This is a genomic window from Streptomyces sp. NPDC058469 (assembly GCF_042721125.1).
Classification (GTDB): Bacteria; Actinomycetota; Actinomycetes; order Streptomycetales; family Streptomycetaceae; genus Streptomyces.
The window spans coordinates 18909-44808 of record NZ_JBHXME010000086.1; the positions used below are offsets into that span (position 1 = coordinate 18909).

Consider the following 25900-nt stretch of genomic DNA (forward strand, 5'->3'; position numbering starts at 1 on the left):
TACGAAGAAACGGTCAGGGGATTTCCTTAAGGGGCGCGGGGCTGTATCGATTTGCGGCTCCGCCGCGTGGGCGCGACCAGCCCCCACGCACTCGCAGACAACAAGCAACCAATTCAGCCCTTGACGGCGCCCGTGAGCATCCCCTTCTTGAAATGCCGTTGCACAAACGGCGAAAGCACAGCCACCGGCAACAACGCCATCACCATGACCGCCATCTGCACGGCAAGCCCCGACAGTTCCCCGGTCTTGATCGCCTGACCGAGCCCCACGGGAGCCTCCTGCTTCTGCACCAGCTGGATCATGACGTTCTGCAACGGCATCATGTCCTGGTCATTGAGATACAACGACGCGTTGAACCAGGCGCTCCAATACCCCACGGCGTAGAACAACGTGATGACAGCCAGCACCGCACGCGACAACGGCATGACGATCACCCACAGAATCCGGAAGTCACCGGCGCCGTCGATCCGCGCGCTGTCGATGAGTTCCTGCGAGATCCCCATGAAGAACCCGCGCAGCACAAGGATGTTGAAGACGCTCAGCGCGCTGGGCAGGATCAACGCGAGATAGCTGTCAGTCAGGCCGAGCGACTGGACGAGCAAATACGTCGGAATGAGCCCGGCGCTGAAGAACATCGTCGCCAGCATCATCATCAGGATCCACCGGTGCCCGAGCGACCCGATCCGTGAGAGGCCGTAGGCACACAGCACGGACACCGCCATGGAGAACGCCGTGCCGACGACGGTGATGAGGACGCTGATGACTGCCGCGCGGGTGACCTGGCCGCCGCTGAGGAGTTCCTTGTAGGCGACGAAGGTGATGCCCTTGGGCACCATGACGAGGCCGCCGGCCTGGTCGATGGTCTTGCGTGAGGAGAGGCTGGTGACGAGGACGATCCACAGCGGGAAGAGGATGGCGAGGCAGGCGAGCGTGAGGACGAGCCCCTTGCCCGCGAGACCGACCCTGCCGGGTTCCTCCTCCCAGGTCGGCCGGGGCGGCGCGGCCCAACGGCCTGCCTGCCGTGGGGAGTTGGCGGACCGGGTGGGCTTGACGGGTTTGTCGATGACCGCGGTCATTTCTTGTACACCCCCTGCTCACCCATGAGGTGGGCCACTTTGTTCGCGGCGAGGACCAGTCCGAGACTGATCACGCCCTTGACGAGTCCGGCGGCGGCCGCGTAGCCGAAGTCCTGGTTGCGGACGCCGTTCCACCAGACGAAGGTGTCGAGGACCTCCGCCGCTCCCGGTCCCACGGCGTCGCGTTGGAGCAGGATCTGCTCGAAGCCGACGGTCAGCGCGTCACCGACGCGGAGTACGAGCAGCAGCGCGATCACCGGCCGCAGTGCGGGGAGCGTGACGTGCCACATGCGGCGCCAGCGACCGGCGCCGTCCATCGCGGCGGCCTCGTAGAGGTCGGGGCTGACGGAGGACAGGGCCGCGAGGAAGACGATGATCCCCCAGCCGGCGTCCTTCCACACGCTCTGCGCGGTGATCAGGAACTTGAACGTGTTGGGGTCGGTCATGATGTCGAGGCCGTCGTAGCCGTGTTGCCGCAGGAGTTGCGAGAACAGCCCGGCCCCGCCCAGCAGTTGCTGGAAGACGGCGATGACCAGCACCCAGGAGAAGAAGTGCGGGAGGTAGAGGATCGCTTGTGAGAGCGCCCTGACCCGGGGCCTGACCACGCTGTTGATGAGCAGCGCGAGCAGGATCGGGATCGGGAAGAACAGGATCAGCTGGAGGAAGAACAGGACGAGCGTGTTCTGTACGGCGCTCCAGAAGGCGGAGTCCGCGAAGATCTGCTGGAAGTTCTCCAGGCCGACCCAGGGACTGTGCAGCATCGAGACGATGCCGTTGTCACTGACGTAGGGGTCGTAGTCCTCGAAGGCGACGATGTTGCCGAGGATCGGCAGGTAGTTGAAGACCAGGATGAGCAGGACGGCCGGCAGGGTCATCAGGAGCAGGACGCGGTCGCGTCTGAACCTGAGCCGCCAACTCACCTTCGTCTTGGGGTGGTTCCGGGGGGAGCCGGTGGCGCCGCCGGACGCCACCGGGGTCTTTCCCGTCGTGTCGGCCTCGGTCCTGCTCCGAGGCACCGTGCTGTGGGACACGGCCGTTCTCCTTGCCTCGGTACCCGGTCAGCTCGCCGCCGAGCCGTTGTCGTCGAGCAACTTCTGGTACCAGGCGCGGAGTTGGTCGCCGCCCTTGCTCTTCCAGTCGGAGACTGCCTGCTGCATGTCGCTGATCTTCTTGCGGCCGCGGGCGATGTCGTCCTCCAACTGCTCGAAGTCGTTGGAGAGGTTGGTGTAGCGGCTGGGCTCGGTGATCTGCTGGCCGTAGAACGTCGACTTCTTTGTGAAGGCGCCCATCCGCTGCTGCCACTCGACCTGCGCCTTGGCGACCTCGGGGAAGTCGGGGTGGGCGATCGTCGCGGCGGGGCTGGCGACCATCACGTAGGCGTTGATGACCTCGTTGTTGCCCTGGTCGGTCTTGGTGGGGACACCGTTCTTGACGGTGTAATGGGTGCCCTCCACGCCGTAGTTGGTGAGCATGTACTCCTTGGTGCCGTACGGCGCGGCGGTGACGTTGGCGACGGCCAGCGCGTCATGGATGGCGGACTCGGAGGCCTTCTTGCTGATGAAGGCGAAGATGCCGGCCGGTTCACCGGCCCAGAGGGTCGGGTCGCCGCCCGCGTGGCCGAAGATGTCCATGCCCCAGATCTTGTAGTCCGGGTTCTGCGTGGCCTGTTCGGCGGTGCGGCTCCACCACTGCGAGATGTCCTGGTTGTAGATGAGGAACTCGCCGGCGGCGAACTTGGGGCCCGGGTCAGTGGCCGCGCTCTTGCCCAACTTGGCGTCGGGGTGCACGTATCCGGCGGCGAACAGCTTGCGGGTCCACTCCAGCGCTTCGAGGTACTCCGGAGTCTCGATGCGGTTGACCAGCTTGCCGTCGACGAGGTTCCAGCCGAGCGACTTCTCGCTGCCGGAGAGCACGCCCCAGGCGTTGAAGGCGGTCCACTTCATGTCCAGGCAGGCCCAGCGCTTGGCCTTGGCGTTGGTGATCTCCTTGGCCAGGGCCATGAACTCGTCGGCGGAGGTGGGGACTTCGTACCCCTCCTTGTCGAAGATGTCCTTGCGGTAGAGCGGCACGATGTTGGGGACGTACGAGGACGGCATCGGCAGTCCGCGCAGCTTGCCGCCGAAGATGCAGCGCTGCCAGGCGTCGGTGGGGATCGCCGCGAGGTTCGGGTAGTCCTTGACCTTGTCGCCGGAGAGGTAGGGGCCGAGGTCGGCGAACTTGCCGATGATGGCGCTGGGTATCTTGCCGCCCATGTTCCAGCTGGGGACGACCACGATGTCGGGGATGTCGCTGGAGGCGAGGACCGCGCCGAGCTTCTGGTCGTAGGTGTTGCCGTCCTGGTTCTGCCAGGCGACGTCGACGCCGATGAGGCTGTTCATCGCCTTGTAGTAGGCGTTGTCGCTCTTGGGCGGGGAGCCCCAGAACGGCGACATGATCGAGACCTTGCCGCCCTTGCCGAGCTTCTTCGACACCGACGTCTTCAGCGTGGCGAGGTCCAGCTTGCTGGTGAAGCCGACCGCCGAGCCGTTCTTGGAGGCGATGTCCGGGGTCACCACATTGCCGGCGACGAACGCCGGCAGCAGCTTCTTGACGCCCTTGCCCTCCGAACTGCCCCCGCCCGAACCGCTGTCCGAGGCCCCGCAGGCGGAGAGCAGTGGTACCCCTCCCGCCACCGCTGCGGCGACGACCGCCGTGGAGGCGAGAAAACTTCTCCGGCTGGGAGCGGAGGCGGCGGAGGCATTCGGCGTCATTGCGTCAACCCTTCATGGCGCACCAGGACACCCGGCGGTGGAGCCGTCGGCTGCGGTGTCTTGAGTGGAACAGAGCACTTAGTCGAAGCGCTTCGATGTTGCTGCGAGGTTAAGTGAACACCCAAGGGTGCACAAGGGTCGCTCCCAAGATTCCTCGGAGGTGCAGGGCATGACCTGTCCGTATGTGCTGCTTGAAATAACGGTGAAGGCGTCTTGACACCTGACGCGCATCGAATCAGCATCGAAGCGCTTCGAAAGAGCCGCGCCGCTCCATCGCAAGGGGAACCCCACGTGACCGCACAAACGCCGCCTACGCCGCCTTTCCGCGATCCGCACCTGCCGTTCGCGAAGCGCATCGACGACCTGCTGGCGCGGCTCACGCCCGACGAGAAGGTCGGGTTTCTGCACCAGTACGCCCCCGCCGTGGAGCGCCTGGGCGTCGCCGCGTTCCGCACCGGCCAGGAGGCCCTGCACGGCGTCGCGTGGATGGGCCCGGCGACGGTCTTCCCGCAGGCGGTGGGCCTGGGCGCGACCTGGAACGAGGATCTCGTACGACGGGTCGGCGACGCGGTGTCCAAGGAGACCCGCGCGATGCGCGCCCGCGACGACCGCGTCGGCCTCAACGTGTGGTCCCCGACGGTGAATCTGCTGCGCCACCCGCTGTGGGGCCGTAACGAGGAGGGCTACTCGGAGGACCCGAAGCTGACCTCGGCGATCGCCACCGCGTACACGCGCGGCCTGCGCGGCGACCACTCGACGTACTGGCGCACGGCGCCCGTCCTCAAGCACTGGCTGGCGCACAACAACGAGACGGGCCGCGACATCTCGTCGTCCTCGGTCCGCCCGCGCGTACTGCACGAGTACGACCTGCGCGCGTTCCGCGAGACGGTCGAGGCGGGCGCGGTGGCGGGCGTGATGCCCGCGTACAACCTGGTCAACGGCCGCCCCAACCACGTCTCGCCCTATCTCCGCGAGCATCTGCGCACCTGGACCGACGAGGACCTGCTGGTCTGCTCGGACGCGGGCGCGCCCTCCAACCTGGTCGACTCCGAGCACTACTTCGACACCCACGAGGAGGCCACCGCGGCCTCGCTGCTGTCCGGCGTGGACAGCTTCACCGACCACGGCACGGACGGTTCGACGATCGTGGCGCGGGTCCAAGGCGCCCTGGCGCAGGGCCTGTTGACGGAGACGGACATCGACGCGGCGGTCCGCCGTCAGCTCTCGGTCCGGTTCCGGCTCGGCGAGTTCGACCCGGCGCACGACCCGCACGCCGACATCAAGGACTTCGACACCCCGGCGCACCGGGTCCTCGCCCAAGAAGCCGCCGAACAGGCAGTCGTCCTCCTCAAGAACGACGGCGACCTGCTGCCCCTCGCCCACGACACCCGCATCGCCGTCGTCGGTCTGCTCGCGGACGAGTGCAAACTCGACTGGTACAGCGGCACGTTGATCCACCGCTCCACTCCGCTGGAGGGTCTGTACGAGCGGTTCGGCGCCGAGCGCGTCGAGTTCGCGGAGGGCGTGGACCGCGTCCGGCTGAAGACCTCCCAAGGCACCTTCCTGCACGTCCCGTTGGCGGACGTGCCCGACGAAGTACGCGGCGCCGAGGGCGCGTTGGACCCGGCCCTCCTCGCGGGCCGCACCGACCTGCCGCCGCTCACCACCGACCCCACCGGCACCGAGCTCGCCCTCGTCGACTGGGGCGAGGGCGTCCTCACCCTCCGCGCGCCCGCCGGCCGTTACCTCTCGGTCGCCGACGACGGCTACGTACGCGCCTCCGCCGACCAGCCCGGAGGCTGGGTCGTCCAGGAGACATTCCGCCTGGAACCCCACGAGAACGGTCACCTCCTGCTGCACGTCGGTACGGGTCGCCACGTCTCTGTCGCCGCCGACGGCGTGAAGGTTGCCGAGGAAGGCGCGGAAGTCTTCGAGCTGGTGGTCGCCGAACGCGGCGAGGACGCGGTGGCGCGCGTCGCCGAGGCCGCGGACGTGGTACTCGTCGTCGCGGGCAACGACCCGCACATCAACGGCCGCGAGACCGAGGACCGTACGACACTGAGCCTCCCCGCCCACCAGGAGCGCCTGCTGCGCGCGGCCCGCGCCGCGAACCCGAACACGGTCCTGGCCCTGGTCTCCGCATACCCGTACACGGTCGACCCGGCCGACCTCCCCGCGATCCTGTGGTCCGCCCACGGCGGCCAGGCGGCGGGCACGGCCCTGGCCCGCGTCCTCGCCGGCGACGTCTCCCCCGCCGGCCGCCTCCCCCAGACCTGGTACGCCGCCGACACCGACCTGCCCAACCTCCTCGACTACGACGTGATCGGCGGCCGTCAGACGTACCTCTACTTCGAGGGCACCCCTCTCTTCCCCTTCGGCCACGGCCTGTCGTACGCGTCCTTCGTGTACGGCGGCCTGACGGCACGGGTCGAACTCGACGCGGTGCACGTGCAGTTCACGGTCACCAACACGGGCGACGTGACGGCTGACGAGGTCGCGCAGCTGTACACACGCGCCACCGACCCGTCGGTTCCCCGCCCGCGCCGCGAACTGACCGCACACCGCCGCGTGACCCTCGCGCCGGGCGAGGCAGCGGTACTGTCCTTCGAAGTCCCGCTGTCCGCCTTCGAGTTCTGGGATGTGAAGCGGGGCGGTTGGCGCCTGGAGCCCGGCCCGTACGACCTCCTCCTCGGCGCCTCCAGCGAGGACATCCGCCTGCGGACGACGGTGACGCTCACCGGGGAACCCGCCGCACCCCGCCCCCTCCTCCAACACGGCCTGGACGCGGCCGACTTCGACGAGCAGTCGGGCGGCGAGATCGTCGACCGTACGAAGGTGGCGGGCGATGCGGTGACGCCGGTGGGGGGCGGTACGGCCGAACTGACTTACCGGCACTGCGACTTCGGCACCGGTGTCACGGAGGTGACCGTGGAGGTGGCGGGCGAGGGAGTCGTAGAACTGTCCCTGGACGGCGGCCCCGCGCTCACCCAACTCGCCCTGCCCGCGCCGACTTCGGGCCCGTACGACTACACCACGCTCGGCGCCGGGATCGTCGCCGAGGGCCTGCACGATGTGCACCTGAAGCTGCGCGGGCCGTTGCGGCTCGCGCACGTCGGCTTCTCCGGCTGAGGGTCCGGAGGAGTCGATGCAGAGAAGGGGCCCGGCACCGGAAGGCATCGGTGCCGGGCCCCTTCGGGGAGGCTATATGAAAATGGATTCCATTAGCTAGAGACGTTGGGTGAGGGAACGGTCAGAGCGCGAGGCCCGTGAGCACCAGCACCCGCTCGTAGGTGTAGTCGTCCATCGCGAACTTGACGCCCTCGCGGCCGACGCCGGACTGCTTGGCGCCGCCGTAGGGCATCTGGTCGGCGCGGTAGGACGGGACGTCGCCGATCACGACACCGCCGACCTCAAGGGCGCGGTGGGCGCGGAAGGCGACCTGCACGTCGTGGGTGAACACCCCTGCCTGGAGGCCGTACTTGGAGTCGTTGGCGGCGGCGAAGGCGGCGGCCTCGCCGTCCACCTTCGTCACGGTCAGCACTGGTCCGAAGACCTCCTCGCAGGAGATCGTCGTGTCGGCCGGTACGTCGGTCAGGACGGTCGGCGCGTAGGAGGCGCCGTCGCGCTTCCCGCCGGTGAGGAGAGTGGCGCCCGCCTCGACGGCCTCCTGCACCCACGACTCGACACGCTGCGCCGCGGCCTCGCTGACCAGCGGCCCGACGTCGGTCTTGTCATCGCTCGGGTCGCCGGTGGCCTGGGCCTCGACGGCGGCGACTATGCGCGGGAGCAGCCGGTCGTAGACGGCCGCGTCCGCGATGACCCGCTGCACGGAGATGCAGGACTGGCCGCCCTGGTAGTTGGAGAAGGTGGCGATGCGGGTCGCGGCCCAGTCGAGGTCGGCGTCGGAGGCGTAGTCCCCGAGGACCACGGCCGCGCCGTTGCCGCCCAGCTCCAGGGTGCAGTGCTTGCGCGGCACCGAGTCCATGATCGCGTAGCCGACCTTCTCCGAACCGGTGAAGGAGATCACCGGCAGCCGCTCGTCCTGGACGAGGGCGGGCATGTGGTCGTTGGCGACCGGCAGGACGCTCCACGCGCCGGCGGGCAGCTCGGTCTCGGCGAGCAGGTCGCCGATGATCAGTCCGGAGAGCGGGGTGGCCGGGGCCGGCTTGAGGATGATCGGCACGCCGGCCGCGATCGCGGGGGCGATCTTGTGGGCGCACAGGTTCAGCGGGAAGTTGAAGGGCGCGATGCCGAGGACGACGCCCTTCGGGAAGCGCCGGGTGAGGGCGAGCCGGCCCTGGCCGCCGGCGTCGGTGTCGAGGCGCTGGGCCTCGCCGCCGTTGAACCGCCGGGCCTCCTCCGCCGCGAACCGGAACACGGACACCGCGCGGCCGACTTCACCACGCGCCCACTTGATCGGCTTGCCGTTCTCGGCGGAGATGAGCTGCGCGATCTCCTCGGTGCGCTCGACGAGACGCCGGCTGACGTGGTCGAGGGCGGCGGCGCGGACATGGGCGGGGGTCGCGGCGAACTCGTCCCGTACGGCGTACGCGGCGGCCACCGCCTCCTCGACCTGGGCGTCGGTCGGCACGCTGACCTTGCCGACGAGCCGTCCGTCCCAGGGTGAGGTGACGTCGAAGGTGTCCTCGCCGGTGGCCTGGCGGCCGGCGAGCCAGAAGGCGTGGGTGACTGCCACAGTTTCGTTGGGCATTGCGTGTGCCGGCCCTTCCGCGTTGGGGGTGGTGCTGAACTTGCTCAGTGATCTGAACTTGCTCGCTGATCCGAGCTTTCCTGCTCAACGGTAGGTGCGGGGAAGCGAGGGTGCGTTTGTCCGAGCCGTAGCAGTACCGAGCGGGGACACTCCACTTCGGCAGATGCCGCCTACTCCGCTGCGGCCGTCGCCTTCAGCGCGAGCCACAACTCCATCCGTACGTCCGGATCGTCCAGTGACCGCCCGAGGATCTCCTCGACGCGCCGCATCCGGTACCGCAAGGTGTGCCGGTGCACCCCGAGGTCGGCGGCCGCCGCGTCCCACTGGCCGTGCCGGGACAGCCACGCCCGCAGCGAGGCGACGAGATCCCCGCGCCCGGTGGCATCGTGCTCGGACAGCGGCCGTAGCAACCCGTCCGCGAACGCGCGCACCGCGTCGTCGGCGAGCAACGGCAGCACGGATCCGGCGGCCAGTTGCTCGTGCTCGACGAGCACGCGCCCGCGCCGCCGGGCCACGGACAACGCCTGCTCGGCCTGCTTGTAGGCGGCCGCCGCTGCGATGGGCCCGGCCGGTGCGGAGAGACCGACGACGAGTTCCTGCTCCTCGCCGCCGCTCCCGCCCTGTTCCCGCCCGCTCGTGGCGCGCTCGCCCTCCAGCGTCGCCGCGTAGTCCCCGCACGCCTCGACCGCGGCGCCGTCGTCCACGGCCAGCACCACCAGCCGTTCCGGCCCTTCCGGTACGACGAGCACGGCCTCGCCTGACCGTGCGGCCGCCGACTCGACGACCTCGGCGAGCCCGTCCAGGGGGTCACCGTCCGCCGACTCCCCCACGATGATCCGGAACGGCGCGTCGAGGAGCCCGCCGTACAGATCCCCCGCGACCGCCCGCGCGTGGTCCGGCTGCCCGGCGAGCAGCATCCGCAGCACGGCCGCGCCGATCCGCTCCTGGGCGGCCTGCAGGGACCGCGAGCGTTCCGTGGTGAGGGTCAGGAGCGCGATCGCCGAATGCACGGCGTACCGCTCCGCCGTCCCGAGCGCCGATGCCGTCCCTACGGCGAGCGCGGCGCGCGGGCGGCGGCCGGTGCCGAGGGTGTGCAGTTCGACGCGGTCCTCGTTGTCCGGCCCTCCCACCACGGACGAAGCCGGCGCGGGCCGGTCCCGCAACCGCTCCACGTCCGCCGTGAGCCGGGCGGCGCGGCGGCCCGCCCACTCCGGTGCGGTGGCGACGACGGCGCCGGACGCGTCGTAGAGCGCGGCCCATCCGTCGACCTGCGCGGCGAGCGCGGTGAGGAGCCCCTCGGGGCCGTCGGTGAGGGCCTGCTTGGTGAGCTCGCGCTGTGCGGCGAAGCCGGCGGTGACGGAGCGGTACTGGTCGGCGGCGATCGCGGCGGAGACGGCCTTGCTGATCGCGATGAAGGGGGTGCGCCGGGGTACTTCGAGCAGCGGCAGCCCCTCTTCCCCGGCGGTGTCGACCAGCACCTTCGGAATCTCGTCGTAGTTGACCCCGACGGCGAACCCCAGCCCGACGACCCCGGCCCCCACCAGCCGCTTCACATACCGCCGCATGGCCTTCGGATCGTCCGCGTCCAGCTTGAGGGCGGTGGTCAGCAGCAGCTCCCCGCCCTCCATGTACGGCACCGGGTCCGCCAGCTCGCTGACATGCGCCCAGCGGACGGGCACGTCCAGCCTGTTCTCGCCGGCGCGCACGGTGAGCTTGAGCGCGGAGTGGTGGACCAGCGAGGCGAGCGTGGGGGGCATGGGGCCTTCAGGTGGAGGAAGAACTGGCGATCACGTCGATCTTTTGGCCGTCGCGTATGAACTGCCTGTGCCGATTCTGCCTCACCGTATGGTCGCCACGTACCTGTATGTCCAGATGGCCCGTTCAGAGGGCGGGGCCGCGGAGATCCACCAGCGACGGCGGAGTGTGCTTGCCCTCCACCGTCGTGAGGGACAGCACCGCGTGCCCCGGCGGCACCTCGTGCGCGAGTTGGGACGCGGACCACCGCTCCCGCTCGACCTGCCGTACGGTCACGGCCTCCGTCGTCACCGCCCGGCCCGTCACCAGCTTGCGCAGGGCATGAATGGCCCGGGTCATCGGCTGGTCCGCGAAGACGGTGTGCTGGGCCACGTCCCGGGTCTCCACCCACTCCGTGCCCCAGGCGTGCGCGAAGCGGCTGCCGTCCCAGGTCGTGACTCCCGAGAAGGCCATGCGGCAGCCGACCGCACCGTGCAGCGGTCCGTGCAGCGCCTCGGGGACGTCGCCGAGCGTGCGCAGTGCGAGGAGCACGCCCGCGTTCTGGGAGCGCAGACGCTGCATGCGCCGTACCGACTCGGTGGTCACCGTCCCGGTGGCGTCGTCGAGGACGAGACAGGCGAAGTGACCGCGGCCGGTGTCGTGCACGACATGCTCGAACTGGGCCAGGATCAGCCGGGTGATCAGCCGGGAGGCCTCCTCGTGCCCGTGGGCCGGCACGTCGATGCGGACCCGCAGGGGGTGATGGGCGACGGCCCGCAGTGAGAACGGCCGGACGGCCGCGTCACCGGTGCCGAAGAACTCGGCGAACACGGGCCGGTCCAGCAGCGCGAGCCGGTCGGCGAGCACCGGGCCCGGGTCGGCGGCACCGCCGCTCTGACGGGCCCGGGCGTCGAGATCGCGGCGCAGGCCCGCGTGCTCCGGCGCCGACAGTGCCTGGCGCAGGGCGGCGAGCGCCGACGGTTCGCCCTCCAGGAGTTCTCGCAACACGGGCAGGGACGGGAAGGTGCCGTACACCGCCCGATACGGCCCGAGCAGCTGGGCGAGCGCGGTCGCGGCCCGCTGGGCGCCGACGGTGTCGAGGTCTCCGACCAGTCCCTCGGCGAGGAACCCGGCGGCCGCGTCGGGGTCGGCGGAGTCGGCGTAGGGATCCAAGTCGTAGACGGAGGTGGGGTCCCCGATCCGCACCACGACGTCGTACGCCGAGTCCGGGCCGAGCGGGGTGCCGGCCGCGCAGACCGCCACGACGGCACACTGTCCGGTCAGCGCCCGCAGGGCGAGGGACTCGACGACCGGGGCGACCACATGCCTGGTCTTGCCTGAGCCGGAGGGCCCCACGACGAGGAGCGAGGTGCCGAGTGCGTCGGGGCCGAGTGCCGTGCCCGCGCCGCGGTAGGCCGACGGGGTACGCTCACCGGCCGTCCACTGTCCGATGCGCACCTGCCCGTCCAGCAGATCGTGCCGTGCGGCACGGCCGGGCAGGTCCCGGGCTCCGGATGGATGGACCCAGGCCGCCGCCCCCTTGCGCAGCACCGTCTCGCTGAAGGCGGCCAACTGGGCTTCCCTTCGGGCGGTTTCCCACGCGTGCCCGACCCGGGCGCAGTCCACGTCGTTCATACGGCCCGTGAGCACCTCGGCGGTGAGGAGCTCCGCCGCTTCGTACTGGCCCGCCTCCCGCAGCGCGGGCCACTGCGCGGGCGGAAGAGCGGCGGGCGCCGGCCGGGCTTCACCCTCCCCCGTACGACTGCGCGCGGCGAGTCGTTCCTTCGCGAGCGCCCACCAGCCTCCGAGCCGGGCGAAGGGCCACAGGACCAGCGCGGTGATGATTGCGTACAACGTGTCCGTGAAGAGCACCGACTGGAAGAGATCAGGGCTACCGGCGATCAGGACGACAAGGGAGAACAGCGGGTCCTGGACCGGGAGGGGTTCCCAGCCGACACCGGGAAACGCGGAGGGGAACACGAAGCTGAGCGCGATGAGACCACCGACGAGTGCCAGTAGGGCGCGAGCGGGCTGGGGGCGACCGCCGACGACATGGCGGGACACCTCGAGCCAGCCGCCCAGTTTGACGACGGCATAGACGAGCAGGGCGAAGAAGACACCGTCGTAGACGCCGATGGCGTCCGCGCCCTGGTTCCCCTTGGGGGACACGGTGCCGGCCCACCACCAGTCGCTCGGGGTGAACAGCTTGAGCAGGGCCCATTGGTACGGAACGGCACCGTGGCGCCAGAAGGACCACACGATCAGCGCCACCACGAGGGGGACCAGCAGACCGAGGATCGCGACCGGGGAGAGCCGCGCCGATGCCCGGTCGGCCTTGGGCGGACGGTATCCGTAGCGCCAGATGCCGGGTGCGGCGGCCGGCCGGGGCTCGTTCAGCCAGTCGGCGACGGCCGGGGCGGAGCGCGGCGGCTGCTCGGGGGCGGGCGTCGCACCCGGCATCCGCGCAGGCCGCGGCGGCATGGCCGGTACCTCCGGCGGCCGCGCCGGACGCGGCACAGGATTGGCCTGTGTGTGTCGCGCGTCCTGCGTCCCGTCGCTGTCCATCGCTCTTGCCCCCTGACCAGCCGTTCCGTCCACCGTCAGCGAGTCAATCTAACGCGCCTGGAAGGGGAGTTCACCGTTTACGCGGCCGGGCCCGTACCGATCCTCGCCATACCGGCACTGTCCACGGCGGACAACCGGCGTCGCCGACACCGCCCACATGGAGCATGCCCACCCCCGGCCACCCGCCCTAGCCTGCGAGAAAGGAAGAAAGCAGAAAAGCGTCCGCACCACCCCAGGAGCCCCTCATGACCGCAATTCCGCAGGAGCGCCGCGTTCTCACCGCCATCCCCGGCCCGAAGTCGCAGGAGCTGCAGGCCCGCCGTACCGCCGCGGTCGCGGCCGGTGTGGGCTCCGTGCTGCCCGTGTTCACCGCACGCGCGGGCGGCGGGATCGTCGAGGACGTCGACGGGAACCGGTTCATCGACTTCGGTTCCGGCATCGCCGTGACCTCCGTCGGCGCCTCCGCCGAGGCCGTCGTCCGCCGTGCCGCCGCGCAGCTCGCCGACTTCACCCACACCTGTTTCATGGTCACGCCGTACGAGGGGTACGTGGAGGTCGCGGAGGCGCTGGCCGAGCTGACCCCGGGTGACCACGCCAAGAAGTCCGCGCTGTTCAACTCCGGCGCCGAGGCCGTCGAGAACGCCGTGAAGATCGCGCGGGCGTACACCAAGCGGCAGGCCGTCGTCGTGTTCGACCACGGGTACCACGGCCGGACCAACCTCACCATGGCGCTGACCTCGAAGAACATGCCGTACAAGAACGGGTTCGGGCCCTTCGCGCCCGAGGTCTACCGCGTTCCGGTCGCCTACGGCTACCGCTGGCCGACCGGTCCGGACAACGCCGGTGCCGAGGCCTCCGCGCAGGCCATCGACATGATCAACAAGCAGATCGGCGCCGACAACGTCGCCGCGATCATCATCGAGCCGGTACTCGGCGAGGGCGGCTTCATCGAGCCGGCGAAGGGGTTCCTGCCCGCGCTCAGCGAGTTCGCCAAGGCCAACGGGATCGTCTTCGTCGCCGACGAGATCCAGTCCGGCTTCTGCCGTACGGGCCAGTGGTTCGCGTGCGAGGACGAGGGTGTCGTCCCGGACCTGATCACCACCGCGAAGGGCATCGCCGGCGGTCTGCCGCTCGCCGCCGTCACCGGCCGCGCCGAGATCATGGACGCCGCGCACGCCGGTGGGCTCGGTGGTACCTACGGCGGCAACCCCGTCGCCTGCGCCGGTGCGCTCGGCGCGATCGAGACCATGAAGGAACTGGACCTCAACGCCAAGGCCAAGAACATCGAGGCCGTGATGAAGGTCCGGCTCGGCGCCATGGCGGAGAAGTTCGACATCATCGGCGACGTGCGCGGGCGCGGCGCGATGATCGCCATCGAGCTCGTCAAGGACCGTACGACCAAGGAGCCGAACCCGGAGGCGACCGCCGCGCTCGCCAAGGCCTGCCACCAGGAGGGGCTGCTGGTCCTGACCTGTGGCACCTACGGCAACGTGCTGCGCTTCCTGCCCCCGCTGGTCATCGGGGAGGACCTGCTGAGCGAGGGGCTCGACATCATCGAGCAGGCGTTCGCACGTATCTGAGCCACCCCCGCCCGTACCTCCCGGCCACACACAACTCCCAGCTCCCGCACAGGAGTTGAGCCTCATGCACCTCAACCGCCCCACCCGTTCCATCCACAGCTGTTCCGGGGCCGGGGTGGCGGGCGTCAGGCCGTGTGAAGAAGGTGTGCGGGGTGCATGACGGGACGCGATTCCGCCTGTCGCACCCGCAGCCGCTGCCGTAGGTTCTACCCAGATGAGAGATACACCCCGCCCACAGGGGACTGTGGGCGACTTCAGGCCGGGGCCTCCCCAGCTTCGACCTGGTCGTGCCCTCGCGCACACAACAGGAGCCTCTGGCTCCGAATCTCCTCACCGATCGGACAGTCGCCCGCCCCAAACCCCCCGGGGCGGCCGACCATCCGATCCGGACGGCCGGCCCGGAACTACCCCCCCTGTTCCGGGCCGGCCGACCTCCTTTTTCTGGCTGTTTCTCGCCCTTCCCGCGCTCCTCTTCGCGCTGATCACCTGGCAGGTCGCCGCCGAGGGCCCCCTCCTCCGCCTGGACGCCCGCCTCAGCCGCGCACTCGTCCACCCGGACCGCTTCTCCGAACTCCTCGCCGACCTCGGCAACGTCCAGGTCGCCGTCCCGGTTCTCGTCGTAGCCCTCGTCTGCGTCGCCTGGCGCGGTCGTGCCACAGGTACGGACCGCTGGTGGCTGCCACCCCTCGCGGCGGCCGTGCTGATGGCCCTGGTCCCGGCGATCGTCGTCCCCCTCAAGGAACTGATCGCCCGCGGCGGCACCCCGGCGGTCCCGCCCGGCACCGGCTACTACCCCTCGGGCCACACGGCCACCGCGATGATCGCGTACGGCTCCGCGACGATGCTCCTCCTCCCCTGGCTCCGGACGACGTACGCCCGCCGTGAACTGGTCATCGCCTGCGCCCTGTTCGTCGTCGGCGTCAGCTTCGGCCTGGTCCGGCGCGGCTGGCACTGGCCACTGGACGTCGTGGCCAGCTGGTGCCTCTGCACGGTGCTGCTCGCGTCGCTCTGGCTCTTCCTCGGCCGCTTTCGGAGCGGCCCTCAGCCGAAGTAGCCGTCGAACGTCTTCTGGAACTCCCAGTTCGAGTACCGGTCCCAGTTGATCGACCAGGTCATCAGGCCGCGCAGCGTGGGCCAGGTCCCGTGGGTCGTGTACGAGCCGCAGTTGGTCTTCTTCGTCAGGCAGTCCAGGGTCTTGGTGATCTCGGCCGGGGCGACATAGCCGTTGCCCGCGTTGACCGACGCCGGCATGCCGATGGCGATCTGGTCGGGGCGCAGGGCCGGGAACACGTTGGCCGTGTCGCCCGCCACCGGGAAGCCCGTGAGCAGCATGTCCGTCATCGCGATGTGGAAATCGGCGCCGCCCATGGTGTGGTACTGGTTGTCGAGGCCCATGATCGGGCCCGAGTTGTAGTCCTGGACGTGGAGCAGGGTGAGGTCGTCGCGCAGGGCGTAGATGACGGGCAGATACGCCCCGCACCTCGGGTCCTGGCCGCCGAACTTGCCGGTGCCGTAGAACTGGTAGCCCATCTGCACGAAGAAGGTCTCGGGCGCCATGCTCAGCACGAACTTCGCGCCGTACTTGGCCTTCAGGGTCTTCAGGGCCGCAATCAGGTTGACGACCACGGGAGTTGTCGGGCTCTTGAAGTTCGTGTCGCTCGCGTCCAGCGACAGCGAGTGGCCCTCGAAGTCGATGTCGAGGCCGTCGAGGCCGTAGGTGTCGATGATGTTCGAGACCGAGGAGACGAAGGTGTCGCGGGCCGCCGTCGTGGTCAGTTGGACCTGGCCGTTGGCGCCGCCGATGGAGATCAGCACCTTCTTGCCGGCCGCCTGCTTGGCCTTGATCGCCGCCTTGAAGTCGGCGTCGCTCTCCACGTTCGCGCACTCGCTGGCCGGGCAGCGGTTGAAGCGGATGTCGCCCGAGGTGGCGGAGGTGGGCTCGCCGAAGGCCAGGTCGATGACGTCCCAGCTGTCGGGTACGTCGGCCAGGCGCGTGTAGCCGGAGCCGTTGGCGAAGCTCGCGTGGAGGTAGCCGACCAGCGCGTGGGTGGGCAGGCCGCTGCCGGTGCCCGAGCCGGTGGACGTCGTCGCGGTGACCGCCGTCGACTTCGCGGACTCGCCCGCGTCGTTCACCGCGGTGACCTGGAAGCTGTACGCCGTCGCGGCCGACAGTCCGCTCACGGTGGCCGAAGTGCCGCTCGCCGTCTGGACTTTCACCCCGTCACGGTAGATGGCGTAGCTCGTCGCGCCGGTGACGGCGGACCAGGAGAGAGCGACGGAGGAGGACGTCACGGTGCCTACGGTGAGGCCCGTCGGGGTGGCGGGCGGCTGCCCTACGTCCACTGCCGGGCCGGTGAGGGAGATGTCGTCGGCGTAGTAGGCGCCGGTGGCGTACCAGCCGTGCGTGTAGATCGTGACCTTGGTGGTGGACGGGCCGGTACGGAAGCCGGTCGTCAACTGCTGCCAGTCGGGGGCCGATTGGGTCCAGGTGGAGACGTCGGTGGTGCCGGTGCCGCTCGCGCCGAGGTAGACGTAGCTGCCGCGGACGTAACCGGCGAGCGAGTACTGCGAGTCCGGTTTCACGGTCACCGTCTGCGCGCACTGGGCGTAGTCGTTGCCGGCCGGGGTCGCCTGCAACGCCGAACTGCCGCCGTGCACGGGCGACTTGACCGTCGTACCGCTGTTAGCGGAACAGGACCAACTGTCGAGGCCCGCTTCGAAGCCTCCGTTCTTCGCCAGGTCCGCGTCGGCCGCACGGGCGGCCGACGAGAGCGCGGTGATGCCGGACACGGCAAGGGCCGCGACCGCGAACACGGCGAGGACAGGTCTGGAGCGATCCACAAGTGCCTCCGGGCATGGGGGAATTGGAGGGTGGAGCGCGCCCAATTTGGTCCAGACCAATTAGCTTGTCAAGACCTCACTCAGTTACCCGCCCTCCCCTTCCGTGGCCAGTCCCGCCGCCGCCTCGTGCATGGCGAGTTCGAGGAGTGCGGGGTCGGTGAGGGTGCCGGAGCCGTCCGGTGGTACCAGCCAGCGGACTCCGCCGGTCGACCGGCCGGGGTACGGCACGACGATCCAGGTGCCGAGTCCGGCCGAACGGACCCCGGTGCCCAGCCAGCGGGCCGCGGTGCCGGGCGGTACGAGGAAGCCCATCCGTGCGTCGCCGAAGTCGACGAGTACCGGGCCCAGTTGATCGATGACCCTGGTGAGCACATCGAGCGTGGGATAGCCGAGCTCACCCGGCAGGATGAGTACGTCCCAGGCCTTGCCGGCGGGCAGCAGCGCGACCCCGAGGGGGTTGCGCTCCCATTCCCAGCGGCAGGCCTCCGGATCCGGAGCTACGGATGCCAGCCACTCGACGGCCGTCTTCGCCCCAGTCATGAGGAGACCTCCCTTTCTCATGTCGACGCTGGTCGCGTCACAGGAGAGAGGGAGGTCTCCGCCAGGCATTACGCGGGTTCCGGCACCTCGAAGGAGTGAACTGGATCACACCGAGGGAGAAGCACGGCTCAGCTGTCGAAGCCGAGTCCCAGCTTGTCCATCGTCTTCAGCCACAGGTTGCGCCGGCCGCCGTGCGAATCGGCGTGCGCCAGCGACCACTTGGTGAGCGCGATGCCCGTCCAGGCGAAGGGCTCGGGCGGGAAGGGCAGCGGCTTCTTGCGGACCATCTCCAGTTCCGTGCGCTCGGTCCGCTCCCCCGCGAGCAGGTCCAGCATCACGTCCGCGCCGAAGCGGGTCGCACCGACTCCGAGCCCGGTGAAGCCCGCCGCGTACGCGACCTTGCCCTGGTGGGCGGTGCCGAAGAACGCCGAGAAGCGCGAGCAGGTGTCGATCGCGCCGCCCCACGCGTGCGTGAAGCCCAGCCCCTCCAGCTGCGGGAAGCAGGTGAAGAAGTGCTCGGCGAGCTTGGCGTACGTCTCCGGCCGGTCGTCGTACTCGGCGCGCACCCGGCCGCCGTAGGGATAGATCGCGTCGTAACCGCCCCACAGGACGCGGTTGTCGGCCGACAGCCGGAAGTAGTGGAACTGGTTCGCCGAATCGCCCAGCCCCTGGCGGTTCTTCCAGCCGATCGACGCCAACTGGTCGGCGCTGAGCGGCTCGGTCATCAGGGCGTAGTCGTAGACCGGGACGGTGTACGAGCGGACGCGCTTGACCAGGTTCGGGAAGATGTTGGTGCCGAGCGCGACCCGGCGGGCGCGGACCGAGCCGTAGGGGGTGCGTACGGCCATGCCGGCGCCGTGCGGCTTGAGGGCGAGGGCGGGGGTGTGTTCGTAGACGCGGACGCCGAGTTGGAGGCAGGCTCGCTTCAACCCCCAGGCCAGCTTGGCCGGGTTGAGCATGGCGACGCCGCTACGGTCGTACAGGCCGGCCAGGAAGGTCGGTGAGTCGACTTGTTCCCTGAGCGCTTCGGCGTCCAGGAACTCGGCGCCGTCGGCGAGGCCCTTGCTCTTCAACTCGGCGTGCCAGTCGTGGAGTTCCTCGGCCTGGTGCGGCTGCGTGGCGACATCGATCTCGCCGGTGCGCTCGAACTCGCAGTCCAGGGAGTAGCGGGCGACCGCGCTCTCGATCTCGTCGAGGTTGCGGGCGCCCAGCTCCTCCAGTCGGTGGATCTCGTCCGGCCAGCGGGTGAGGCCGTTGGACAGGCCGTGGGTGAGCGAGGCGGCGCAGAAACCGCCGTTGCGGCCCGAGGCGGCCCAGCCCACCTCGCGGCCCTCCACCAGCACCACGTCCCGCTGCGGGTCGCGCTCCTTGGCGATGAGCGCGGTCCACAGTCCGCTGTAACCGCCGCCGACGACCAGCAGGTCGCAGGTCTCGCCGCCGGTGAGCGCGGGTTCGGGGTGGGGCTTGCCCGGGTCGTCCAGCCAGTACGGGACCGGCCGGGCTTCGGAAAGGGACTTGGTCCAGTCGTTGCTGCGGCTCATGGCGCTCGGGGCCATGATTTCAACTCCCTACAGGGTTCACAGGGTTATTGCGATGGCGCTGGTTATGCCTTCACCTTGTTGCGGCGGTTGGTGATCGCCATCGAGACGAGCACCAACAATACGGCGACGAGGAACATGGCCGTACCGATGACATTGATCTGAACGGGTGTGCCGCGCTGTGCCGAACCCCAGACGAACATGGGGAAGGTGACGGTCGAACCCGCGTTGAAATTGGTGATGATGAAGTCGTCGAAGGAGAGCGCGAAGGAAAGCAGCGCGCCCGCGGCGATTCCGGGGGCCGCGATGGGCAGGGTGACGCGCAGGAAGGTCTGCACCGGGCCGGCGTAGAGGTCCTGGGCGGCCTGTTCCAGGCGTGGGTCCATCGACATCACGCGGGCCTTGACGGCGGTGACGACGAAGCTGAGGCAGAACATGATGTGGGCGATCAGGATCGTGTAAAAGCCAAGCTGGGCACCCATGTTGAGGAACAGGGTGAGCAGCGAGGCGGCCATGACGACCTCGGGCATCGCCATCGGCAGGAAGATCAGCGAGTTGATCGCGCCGCGTGCGCGGAAGCGGTAGCGGACGAGCGCGAAGGCGATCATCGTGCCGAGCAGCGTGGCGCCGATGGTCGCCCAGACGGCGATCTGGAGGCTGATGGAGAGCGAGCCGCACATGTCGGCGACACCGCACGGCTGCTTCCAGGCGTCCAGCGAGAACTGCTGCCACTCGTAATTGAAGCGCCCCTTCGGCTTGTTGAAGGAGAACACCGTGACGACGACGTTCGGAAGGAGGAGATATCCGAGGGTCAACAGGCCCGCGATGACTACGAGATGGCGCTTGAACCAGCGTACGACGGCCATTTAAACCAGATCCTCCGTCCCGGACTTGCGGATGTAGATGGTCACCATGGCGAGGATGGCGGCCATGAGGATGAAGGAGAGTGCCGCCGCCGTCGGGTAATCCAGAATGCGCAGGAACTGCGTCTGGATGACGTTTCCGATCATGCGGGTGTCGGTGGAGCCGAGGAGTTCGGCGTTGACGTAGTCACCGGCCGCCGGGATGAAGGTCAGCAGGGTGCCGGAGACGACGCCGGGCATCGACAGCGGGAAGGTGACCTTGCGGAAGGTGGTGAACGGCTTGGCGTACAGGTCGCCGGCCGCCTCGTGCAGCCGTCCGTCGATGCGTTCCAGCGAGGTGTAGAGCGGAAGCACCATGAACGGCAGGAAGTTGTACGTCAGTCCGCACACCACGGCGAGTGGTGTGGCGAGGACGCGGTCGCCGGAGGTCCAGCCGAGCCAGTTGGTGACGTCCAGGACGTGCAGCGTGTTGAGGACGCTGACGACCGGGCCGCTGTCCGCGAGGATCGTCTTCCAGGCGAGCGTGCGGATCAGGAAGCTGGTGAAGAACGGCGCGATCACCAGGATCATGATCAGGTTCCGCCAGCGTCCCGCGCGGAAGGCGATGAGGTACGCCAGCGGGTAGCCGAGGAGCAGACAGAGGATGGTCGCGGCGGCGGCGTAGAGGACCGAGCGCAGGAACTGCGGCCAGTACTCGGACAGCGCGTCCCAGTAGGTCACGAAGTGCCAGGTGACCTTGTAGCCGTCCTCCAGGGAGCCCGTCTGGATGGACGTGGAGCCCTGGTAGATCATCGGCAGCGCGAAGAAGACGATCAGCCAGAGAATGCCGGGCAGCAGCAGCCAGTACGGCGTCCAGCGGCCCCTCTTCTTGCGCGGCTTCTCCTCCGGCGCGGGCGCCAGGGGCGGCGCCTCGGTGACAGCGGCCATCAGGCGGCCTCCTCCTCGACGTCGACACCGGCGTCGATGTCCTGGGCCGCGTCGAGACCGAAGGTGTGGGCCGGGTTCCAGTGCAGGACGACGTCAGCGCCGGGCCTCAGCCGGGTGTCGCGGTCGATGTTCTGGGCGTAGACCTCGAACTCGGGGCAGACCGGGCTGTCGATGACGTACTGCGTGGAGACGCCGATGAAGCTGGAGTCGGCGATCTTGCCGTTGATGCGGTTGCGGCCGGCGGGGATCTCGCCGGCGTCGTCGGCGTGCGTGAGGGTGATCTTCTCGGGGCGGACGCCGACCAGGACCTTGCCGCCGGTCGTCGTCGGCGCCGAGCAGCGCGCCTCGGGCAGGACGAGCTTGCCGCCGCCCGCCTTGAGGATGATCTCGTCGCCGCTCTTGGAGTCGACCTCGGCCTCGATGAGGTTGGAGGTGCCGAGGAAGTTGGCGACGAAGGTGGTGTTCGGGTTCTCGTAGAGGTCGGCGGGCGAGCCGAGCTGCTCGACGCGGCCCGCGTTCATCACGGCGACCGTGTCGGCCATGGTCATGGCCTCCTCCTGGTCGTGCGTGACGTGGACGAAGGTGATGCCGACCTCGGTCTGGATGCGCTTGAGCTCCAGCTGCATCTGGCGGCGCAGCTTGAGGTCGAGGGCGCCGAGGGGCTCGTCCAGCAGGAGCACCTTCGGGGTGTTGATCAGAGCGCGGGCCACCGCGACACGCTGCTGCTGGCCGCCGGAGAGCTGGTGCGGCTTCTTGCGTGCCTGCTCGCCGAGTTGGACCAGGTCGAGCATGTCGACGACCTGCTGCTTCACCGACTTGATGCCGCGCCGGCGCAGACCGAAGGCGACGTTCTCGAAGATGTCGAGGTGCGGGAAGAGGGCGTACGACTGGAAGACGGTGTTCACCGGCCGCTTGTACGGCGGGAGATGGCCGACCTCCTGGTCGCCGAGGAACACGGTGCCGGAGGAAGGTTCCTCCAGTCCCGCGATCATGCGCAGGGTGGTGGTCTTGCCGCAGCCGGAGGCACCGAGGAGCGCGAAGAAGGAGCCCTGGGGCACGGTCAGGTCGAGCGGGTGTACGGCGGTGAAGGAGCCGTAGGTCTTGCTGATACCGGAGAGGCGGACGTCGCCGCTGTTGTCCGTCGTGTTCATCGTCGTCACGCCCCTGTGAGCTTTGCGAACTTCTGCTGGTATGCCGTCTCTTCCTTCGAGCTCAGTGAGCGGAAGGCGTGGGACTTGGCCGCCATGGCCTTGTCGGGAAGGATCAGCGGGTTGTTCGCCGCCGACTTGTCGATCTTGGCGAGGTAGGGCTTCACGTCCGCGACCGGGCTGACGTAGTTGACGTAGGCGGCGAGTTCGGCGGCCGGTTCGGGCTCGTAGTAGTAGTCGATCAGCCGCTCGGCGTTCGTCTTGTGGCGTGCCTTGTTGGGGATCAGCATGTTGTCGGTCGACGTCATGTAGCCGCTGTCGGGGATCACATAGCCGACGTCCGGGTTGTCCGACTGGAGCTGCACGATGTCCCCGCCCCAGGCGACGCACGCGGCGAAGTCGCCCTTGGTGAGGTCGGACGTGTAGTCGTTGCCCGTGAAGCGGCGGATCTGGCCCTTGTCGACGGCCTTCTGGAGACGGGCGATGACCGCGTCGTAGTCGTCGGTCGTGAACTTCGCCGGGTCCTTGCCCATGTCGAGCATGGTCATGCCGACGGAGTCGCGCATCTCGGTGAGGAAGCCGACGCGGCCCTTGAGCTTGGGGTTGTCGAGCAGGTCGGAGATCGACTTCACCTCGACGCCGTCGAGCGCCTTCTTGTTGTAGGCGATGACGGTCGAGATGCCCTGCCACACGTACGAGTACGCCCGGCCCGGGTCCCAGTCGGGGCTGCGGAACTGGTCCGAGAGGTTGGCGTACGCGTGCGGGAGGTTGGACGCGTCCAGTTTCTGGACGTAGCCCAGACGGATCATGCGGGCGGCCAGCCAGTCGGTGAGGACGATCAGGTCGCGGCCGGTGGACTGGCCGGCGGCGAGCTGCGGCTGGATCTTGCCGAAGAACTCGTCGTTGTCGTTGATGTCCTCGGTGTACTTGACCTTGATGCCGGTCCGCTTGGTGAACGCGTCCAGCGTCGGACGGTGCTTGCCGCTCTCGTCCGTGTCGATGTACTCGGGCCAGTTGGAGAAGTCGATCTCCTTCTCCTTGGCCGAGTGGTCGTCGGCGGACACGCCGCCCTGCGTCTTGCCTGCCGCGGGGATCCCGCAGCCGCTCAGGGCCCCGAGTCCGCCGACCGCGAGCGCGCCGCCCGCGGAGGCGCGCAGCACCGAACGGCGGGTCATCGCGGACCGGCTCTTACGGAAGCTGCGCCGCACGGCGGCCACTTCGGCCGGGGTCAGGCGGTCGGGCTCGTACTGCTTCATGCGCGTGCTGCCCTTTCGGGAGGAGACGGCCGCGGCTCGGGCGGCCGTCAGTTCTGCTATCGGTCCCCGAAGATCGTGCGGTGCCAGTCCTTCCTGGCCACTGCGGTGTTGTCGAACATGACGTGCTTGATCTGGGTGTACTCCTCGAACGAGTAGGCGGACATGTCCTTGCCGAAGCCGGACGCCTTGTAGCCGCCGTGGGGCATCTCGCTGATGATCGGGATGTGGTCGTTGATCCACACACAGCCCGCCTTGATCTCGCGGGTCGCACGGTTGGCCCGGTAGACGTCCCGGCTCCACGCGGAGGCGGCCAGGCCGTACGGGGTGTCGTTGGCGAGCGCGATGCCTTCGTCGTCGGTGTCGAAGGGCAGGACGACGAGGACCGGTCCGAACAGCTCGGACTGCACGATCTCGCTGTCCTGCGCGGCGTCCGCGACCAGGGTGGGGCGATAGTACGCGCCGTTCTTGAGATCTCCCTGAGGAGCCTCGCCGCCGGTCACCACGCGCGCGTAGCCACGCGCCCGGTCGACGAACCCGGCGACTCGGTCGCGCTGGACGTGCGAGATCAGCGGCCCGAGGTCGGTGCCCGGGGCGAAGGGATCGCCGACCCGGACGCTCGCCATGAGGGCGGCGGTCTTCTGGACGAACGCGTCGTAGAGGGGCCTTTGCACGTACGCGCGCGTGGCGGCCGTGCAGTCCTGCCCGGTGTTGATGAGCGAACCGGCGACGGCTCCGTTGACGGCGGCTTCGAGGTCGGCGTCGTCGAAGACCACGAAGGGCGCCTTGCCGCCGAGCTCCAGGTGCAGGCGCTTGACGGTGGCGGTCGCGATCTCGGCGACGCGCTTTCCTACGGCGGTGGACCCGGTGAAGGACGTCATGACCACGTCGGGATGCCCGACGAGATGCTCACCGGCGACCTTCCCCGTGCCGGTGATGATGTTGATGACCCCGTCCGGGATGCCGGCCTCGGTGGCGGCCTGCGCGAACATCAGCGAGGTGAGCGGGGTCAGTTCGGCGGGCTTCAGGACGATCGTGTTGCCCGCGGCGATCGCCGGGAGGATCTTCCAGGCGGCCATCTGGAGGGGATAGTTCCAGGGCGCGATGGAGCCGACGACACCGATGGGTTCACGGCGTACATACGACGTGTGGTCGCCGGAGTACTCCCCCGCGGACTGTCCCTGCAGATGCCGTGCGGCACCGGCGAAGAAGGACGTGTTGTCGATCGTCCCGGGGACGTCGAACTCGCGGGTCAGCTTGAGGGGCTTGCCGCACTGGAGGGACTCGGCGCGGGCGAAGTCGTCCGCGCGCTCGGCGAGCACGGCGGCGAAACGGTGCAGCGCGTCGGAGCGCTCGCCGGGCGTGGCGCCCGACCAGCCCGGGAACGCGGCGCGCGCGGCTGCCACGGCGGCGTCCACGTCGGCGGTACCGGCCAGCTCGTACGTGTAGACGTCCTCGCCGGTGGCGGGGTCGACGACGGCATGGGTGTGGCCCGAGGTGCCCTTGGTCAGGCGGCCCGCGATGAACTGCGCGCCGTCCGCGAAGTACTCCTGTGCGGGGAATCGTTCCGGGGTGACGCTACCCGGGTTGTGCATGTCGCTCTCCTCCGCCTTCGCCCCGCTTCGTCCGCTGGCGGGTGGCGTAGCTCCAGCTCGATTTGAATGCCGATCCTGACAGAGCAAAGGGACTCCAACAAGTGATTCCGTTGTTGCCTTTTGGTTACGCGACGGAATCTGTCGACCAGGTGTCGAGTCCGTATGGAAAAGGGAGGACGGAGTGTCAGTGGTGCCTGCAAGACTCGCGTGTATGGACAGGATCACGGGGAAGCTCGCGGCGGGGGCCGCGGAAAGGATCGATTCGCGGGAAGCCCTGATCAGGGAAGTGCGCGCGGGGACCAGGGTCAAGTACCTGCACTTCTGGGGCCACCGGCCACGCCCGGACGGACAGGTGAGCGCGAGCTGTCTGAGCCAGTGGTGGCCGTCGCCGTTCACGGTGGACGGGGTGACGTATGCGACCGCCGAGCACTGGATGATGGCGGGCAAGGCGCGGCTGTTCGACGACGCGGAGGCGCTCGCGCGGGTGCTGGCGGCGGGGCATCCGTCCCAGGCCAAGACGGCGGGGCGGCTGGTGCGCGGCTTCGACGAGGAGATCTGGGCGCGGGAGCGGTTCGGGATCGTCGTCGAGGGGAGCGTCCACAAATTCGCGGCGGATGAGGAACTGCGGGCGTTTCTGCTGGGCACGGGCGAGCGAAGCGAGATGGGCGTCCCCCCGGCCGAAGGCTGGGGGAGGGTGCTGGTGGAGGCGAGTCCGGTGGACCGGGTGTGGCGTATCGGGCTGGCCGCGGATGACGCGGCCGCGGAGGATCGAGCGCGGT

18 protein-coding genes are annotated in these 25900 nt (G+C 69.1%); 4 read left to right on the forward strand and 14 right to left on the reverse strand.

Features of this window, described 5'->3' with window-relative positions:
* Positions 1 to 113: 113 nt before the first annotated feature.
* From ACFWP5_RS30800 to ACFWP5_RS30810, 3 genes are read right to left on the reverse strand one after another with little or no spacing between them, the layout of a single operon-like run.
* Positions 114 to 1076: a carbohydrate ABC transporter permease gene (locus ACFWP5_RS30800; protein ID WP_384163674.1), complete on the reverse strand. Its 963-nt coding sequence runs from the start codon at positions 1074 to 1076 to the stop codon at positions 114 to 116.
* The gene (locus ACFWP5_RS30805; protein ID WP_384163677.1) at positions 1073 to 2107 is read right to left on the reverse strand and encodes an ABC transporter permease; all 1035 of its coding nucleotides are present in this window, start codon (positions 2105 to 2107) and stop codon (positions 1073 to 1075) included. Before ACFWP5_RS30805 ends, ACFWP5_RS30800 begins: the two co-directional genes overlap by 4 nt.
* A 27-nt stretch (positions 2108 to 2134) precedes the next feature.
* Positions 2135 to 3826 (reverse strand): extracellular solute-binding protein, encoded by a 1692-nt coding sequence (locus ACFWP5_RS30810; RefSeq protein WP_384163680.1) that lies wholly within the window; start codon positions 3824 to 3826, stop codon positions 2135 to 2137.
* A 291-nt stretch (positions 3827 to 4117) separates the two neighbouring features.
* Here ACFWP5_RS30810 and ACFWP5_RS30815 point away from each other — a divergent pair, with 291 nt between their 5' ends.
* Positions 4118 to 6955: a glycoside hydrolase family 3 C-terminal domain-containing protein gene (locus tag ACFWP5_RS30815; protein WP_384163683.1), complete on the forward strand. Its 2838-nt coding sequence runs from the start codon at positions 4118 to 4120 to the stop codon at positions 6953 to 6955.
* A gap of 121 nt (positions 6956 to 7076) precedes the next feature.
* Here the strand turns inward: ACFWP5_RS30815 and ACFWP5_RS30820 are convergent, their stop codons facing one another.
* From ACFWP5_RS30820 to ACFWP5_RS30830, 3 genes are all read right to left on the reverse strand, one after another.
* The gene (locus ACFWP5_RS30820; protein WP_384163727.1) at positions 7077 to 8522 is read right to left on the reverse strand and encodes an aldehyde dehydrogenase family protein; all 1446 of its coding nucleotides are present in this window, start codon (positions 8520 to 8522) and stop codon (positions 7077 to 7079) included.
* A gap of 185 nt (positions 8523 to 8707) precedes the next feature.
* A complete protein-coding gene (locus tag ACFWP5_RS30825; RefSeq protein ID WP_384163686.1) occupies positions 8708 to 10294 on the reverse strand; it encodes a PucR family transcriptional regulator in 1587 nt (528 codons plus the stop codon).
* A gap of 124 nt (positions 10295 to 10418) precedes the next feature.
* Positions 10419 to 12836 (reverse strand): ATP/GTP-binding protein, encoded by a 2418-nt coding sequence (locus tag ACFWP5_RS30830; RefSeq protein ID WP_384163689.1) that lies wholly within the window; start codon positions 12834 to 12836, stop codon positions 10419 to 10421.
* Positions 12837 to 13081: 245 nt separating this feature from the next.
* Here ACFWP5_RS30830 and gabT point away from each other — a divergent pair, with 245 nt between their 5' ends.
* Together gabT and ACFWP5_RS30840 are read left to right on the forward strand one after the other, a co-directional pair.
* Positions 13082 to 14416, forward strand: a complete 1335-nt coding sequence (gene gabT / locus ACFWP5_RS30835; protein WP_384163692.1) for a 4-aminobutyrate--2-oxoglutarate transaminase — start codon at positions 13082 to 13084, stop codon at positions 14414 to 14416.
* Between the two features lie 214 nt (positions 14417 to 14630).
* Positions 14631 to 15470 (forward strand): phosphatase PAP2 family protein, encoded by an 840-nt coding sequence (locus ACFWP5_RS30840; protein ID WP_384163695.1) that lies wholly within the window; start codon positions 14631 to 14633, stop codon positions 15468 to 15470.
* On the opposite strand, the gene ACFWP5_RS30845 is transcribed toward ACFWP5_RS30840, so the two are convergent.
* The 8 genes from ACFWP5_RS30845 to ACFWP5_RS30880 all read right to left on the reverse strand — a co-directional run bounded on the left by ACFWP5_RS30845 (position 15458) and on the right by ACFWP5_RS30880 (position 25121).
* Complete coding sequence (locus tag ACFWP5_RS30845; RefSeq protein WP_384163698.1) at positions 15458 to 17257, reverse strand: chitinase; 1800 nt, start codon at positions 17255 to 17257, stop codon at positions 15458 to 15460. The two genes, ACFWP5_RS30840 and ACFWP5_RS30845, sit on opposite strands and share 13 nt — an antisense overlap.
* 84 nt (positions 17258 to 17341) lie before the next feature.
* Positions 17342 to 17797: a hypothetical protein gene (locus ACFWP5_RS30850; RefSeq protein WP_384163701.1), complete on the reverse strand. Its 456-nt coding sequence runs from the start codon at positions 17795 to 17797 to the stop codon at positions 17342 to 17344.
* A gap of 128 nt (positions 17798 to 17925) precedes the next feature.
* The gene (locus ACFWP5_RS30855; protein ID WP_384163704.1) at positions 17926 to 19353 is read right to left on the reverse strand and encodes an NAD(P)/FAD-dependent oxidoreductase; all 1428 of its coding nucleotides are present in this window, start codon (positions 19351 to 19353) and stop codon (positions 17926 to 17928) included.
* Between the two features lie 47 nt (positions 19354 to 19400).
* A complete protein-coding gene (locus tag ACFWP5_RS30860; RefSeq protein WP_384163707.1) occupies positions 19401 to 20201 on the reverse strand; it encodes an ABC transporter permease in 801 nt (266 codons plus the stop codon).
* Positions 20202 to 21125 (reverse strand): ABC transporter permease, encoded by a 924-nt coding sequence (locus tag ACFWP5_RS30865; RefSeq protein WP_384163710.1) that lies wholly within the window; start codon positions 21123 to 21125, stop codon positions 20202 to 20204.
* Complete coding sequence (locus tag ACFWP5_RS30870; protein ID WP_384163713.1) at positions 21125 to 22285, reverse strand: ABC transporter ATP-binding protein; 1161 nt, start codon at positions 22283 to 22285, stop codon at positions 21125 to 21127. The genes ACFWP5_RS30865 and ACFWP5_RS30870 overlap by 1 nt, the downstream gene beginning before the upstream one ends.
* Positions 22282 to 23529, reverse strand: a complete 1248-nt coding sequence (locus ACFWP5_RS30875) for a PotD/PotF family extracellular solute-binding protein (RefSeq protein WP_384163716.1) — start codon at positions 23527 to 23529, stop codon at positions 22282 to 22284. The genes ACFWP5_RS30870 and ACFWP5_RS30875 overlap by 4 nt, the downstream gene beginning before the upstream one ends.
* Positions 23530 to 23585: 56 nt before the next feature.
* Positions 23586 to 25121: a gamma-aminobutyraldehyde dehydrogenase gene (locus ACFWP5_RS30880; RefSeq protein ID WP_384163719.1), complete on the reverse strand. Its 1536-nt coding sequence runs from the start codon at positions 25119 to 25121 to the stop codon at positions 23586 to 23588.
* Between the two features lie 211 nt (positions 25122 to 25332).
* Between ACFWP5_RS30880 and ACFWP5_RS30885 the strand changes: the two genes are divergently transcribed.
* The coding region (locus ACFWP5_RS30885; protein WP_384163721.1) for an NADAR family protein at positions 25333 to 25900 on the forward strand (568 nt) is incomplete at its 3' end.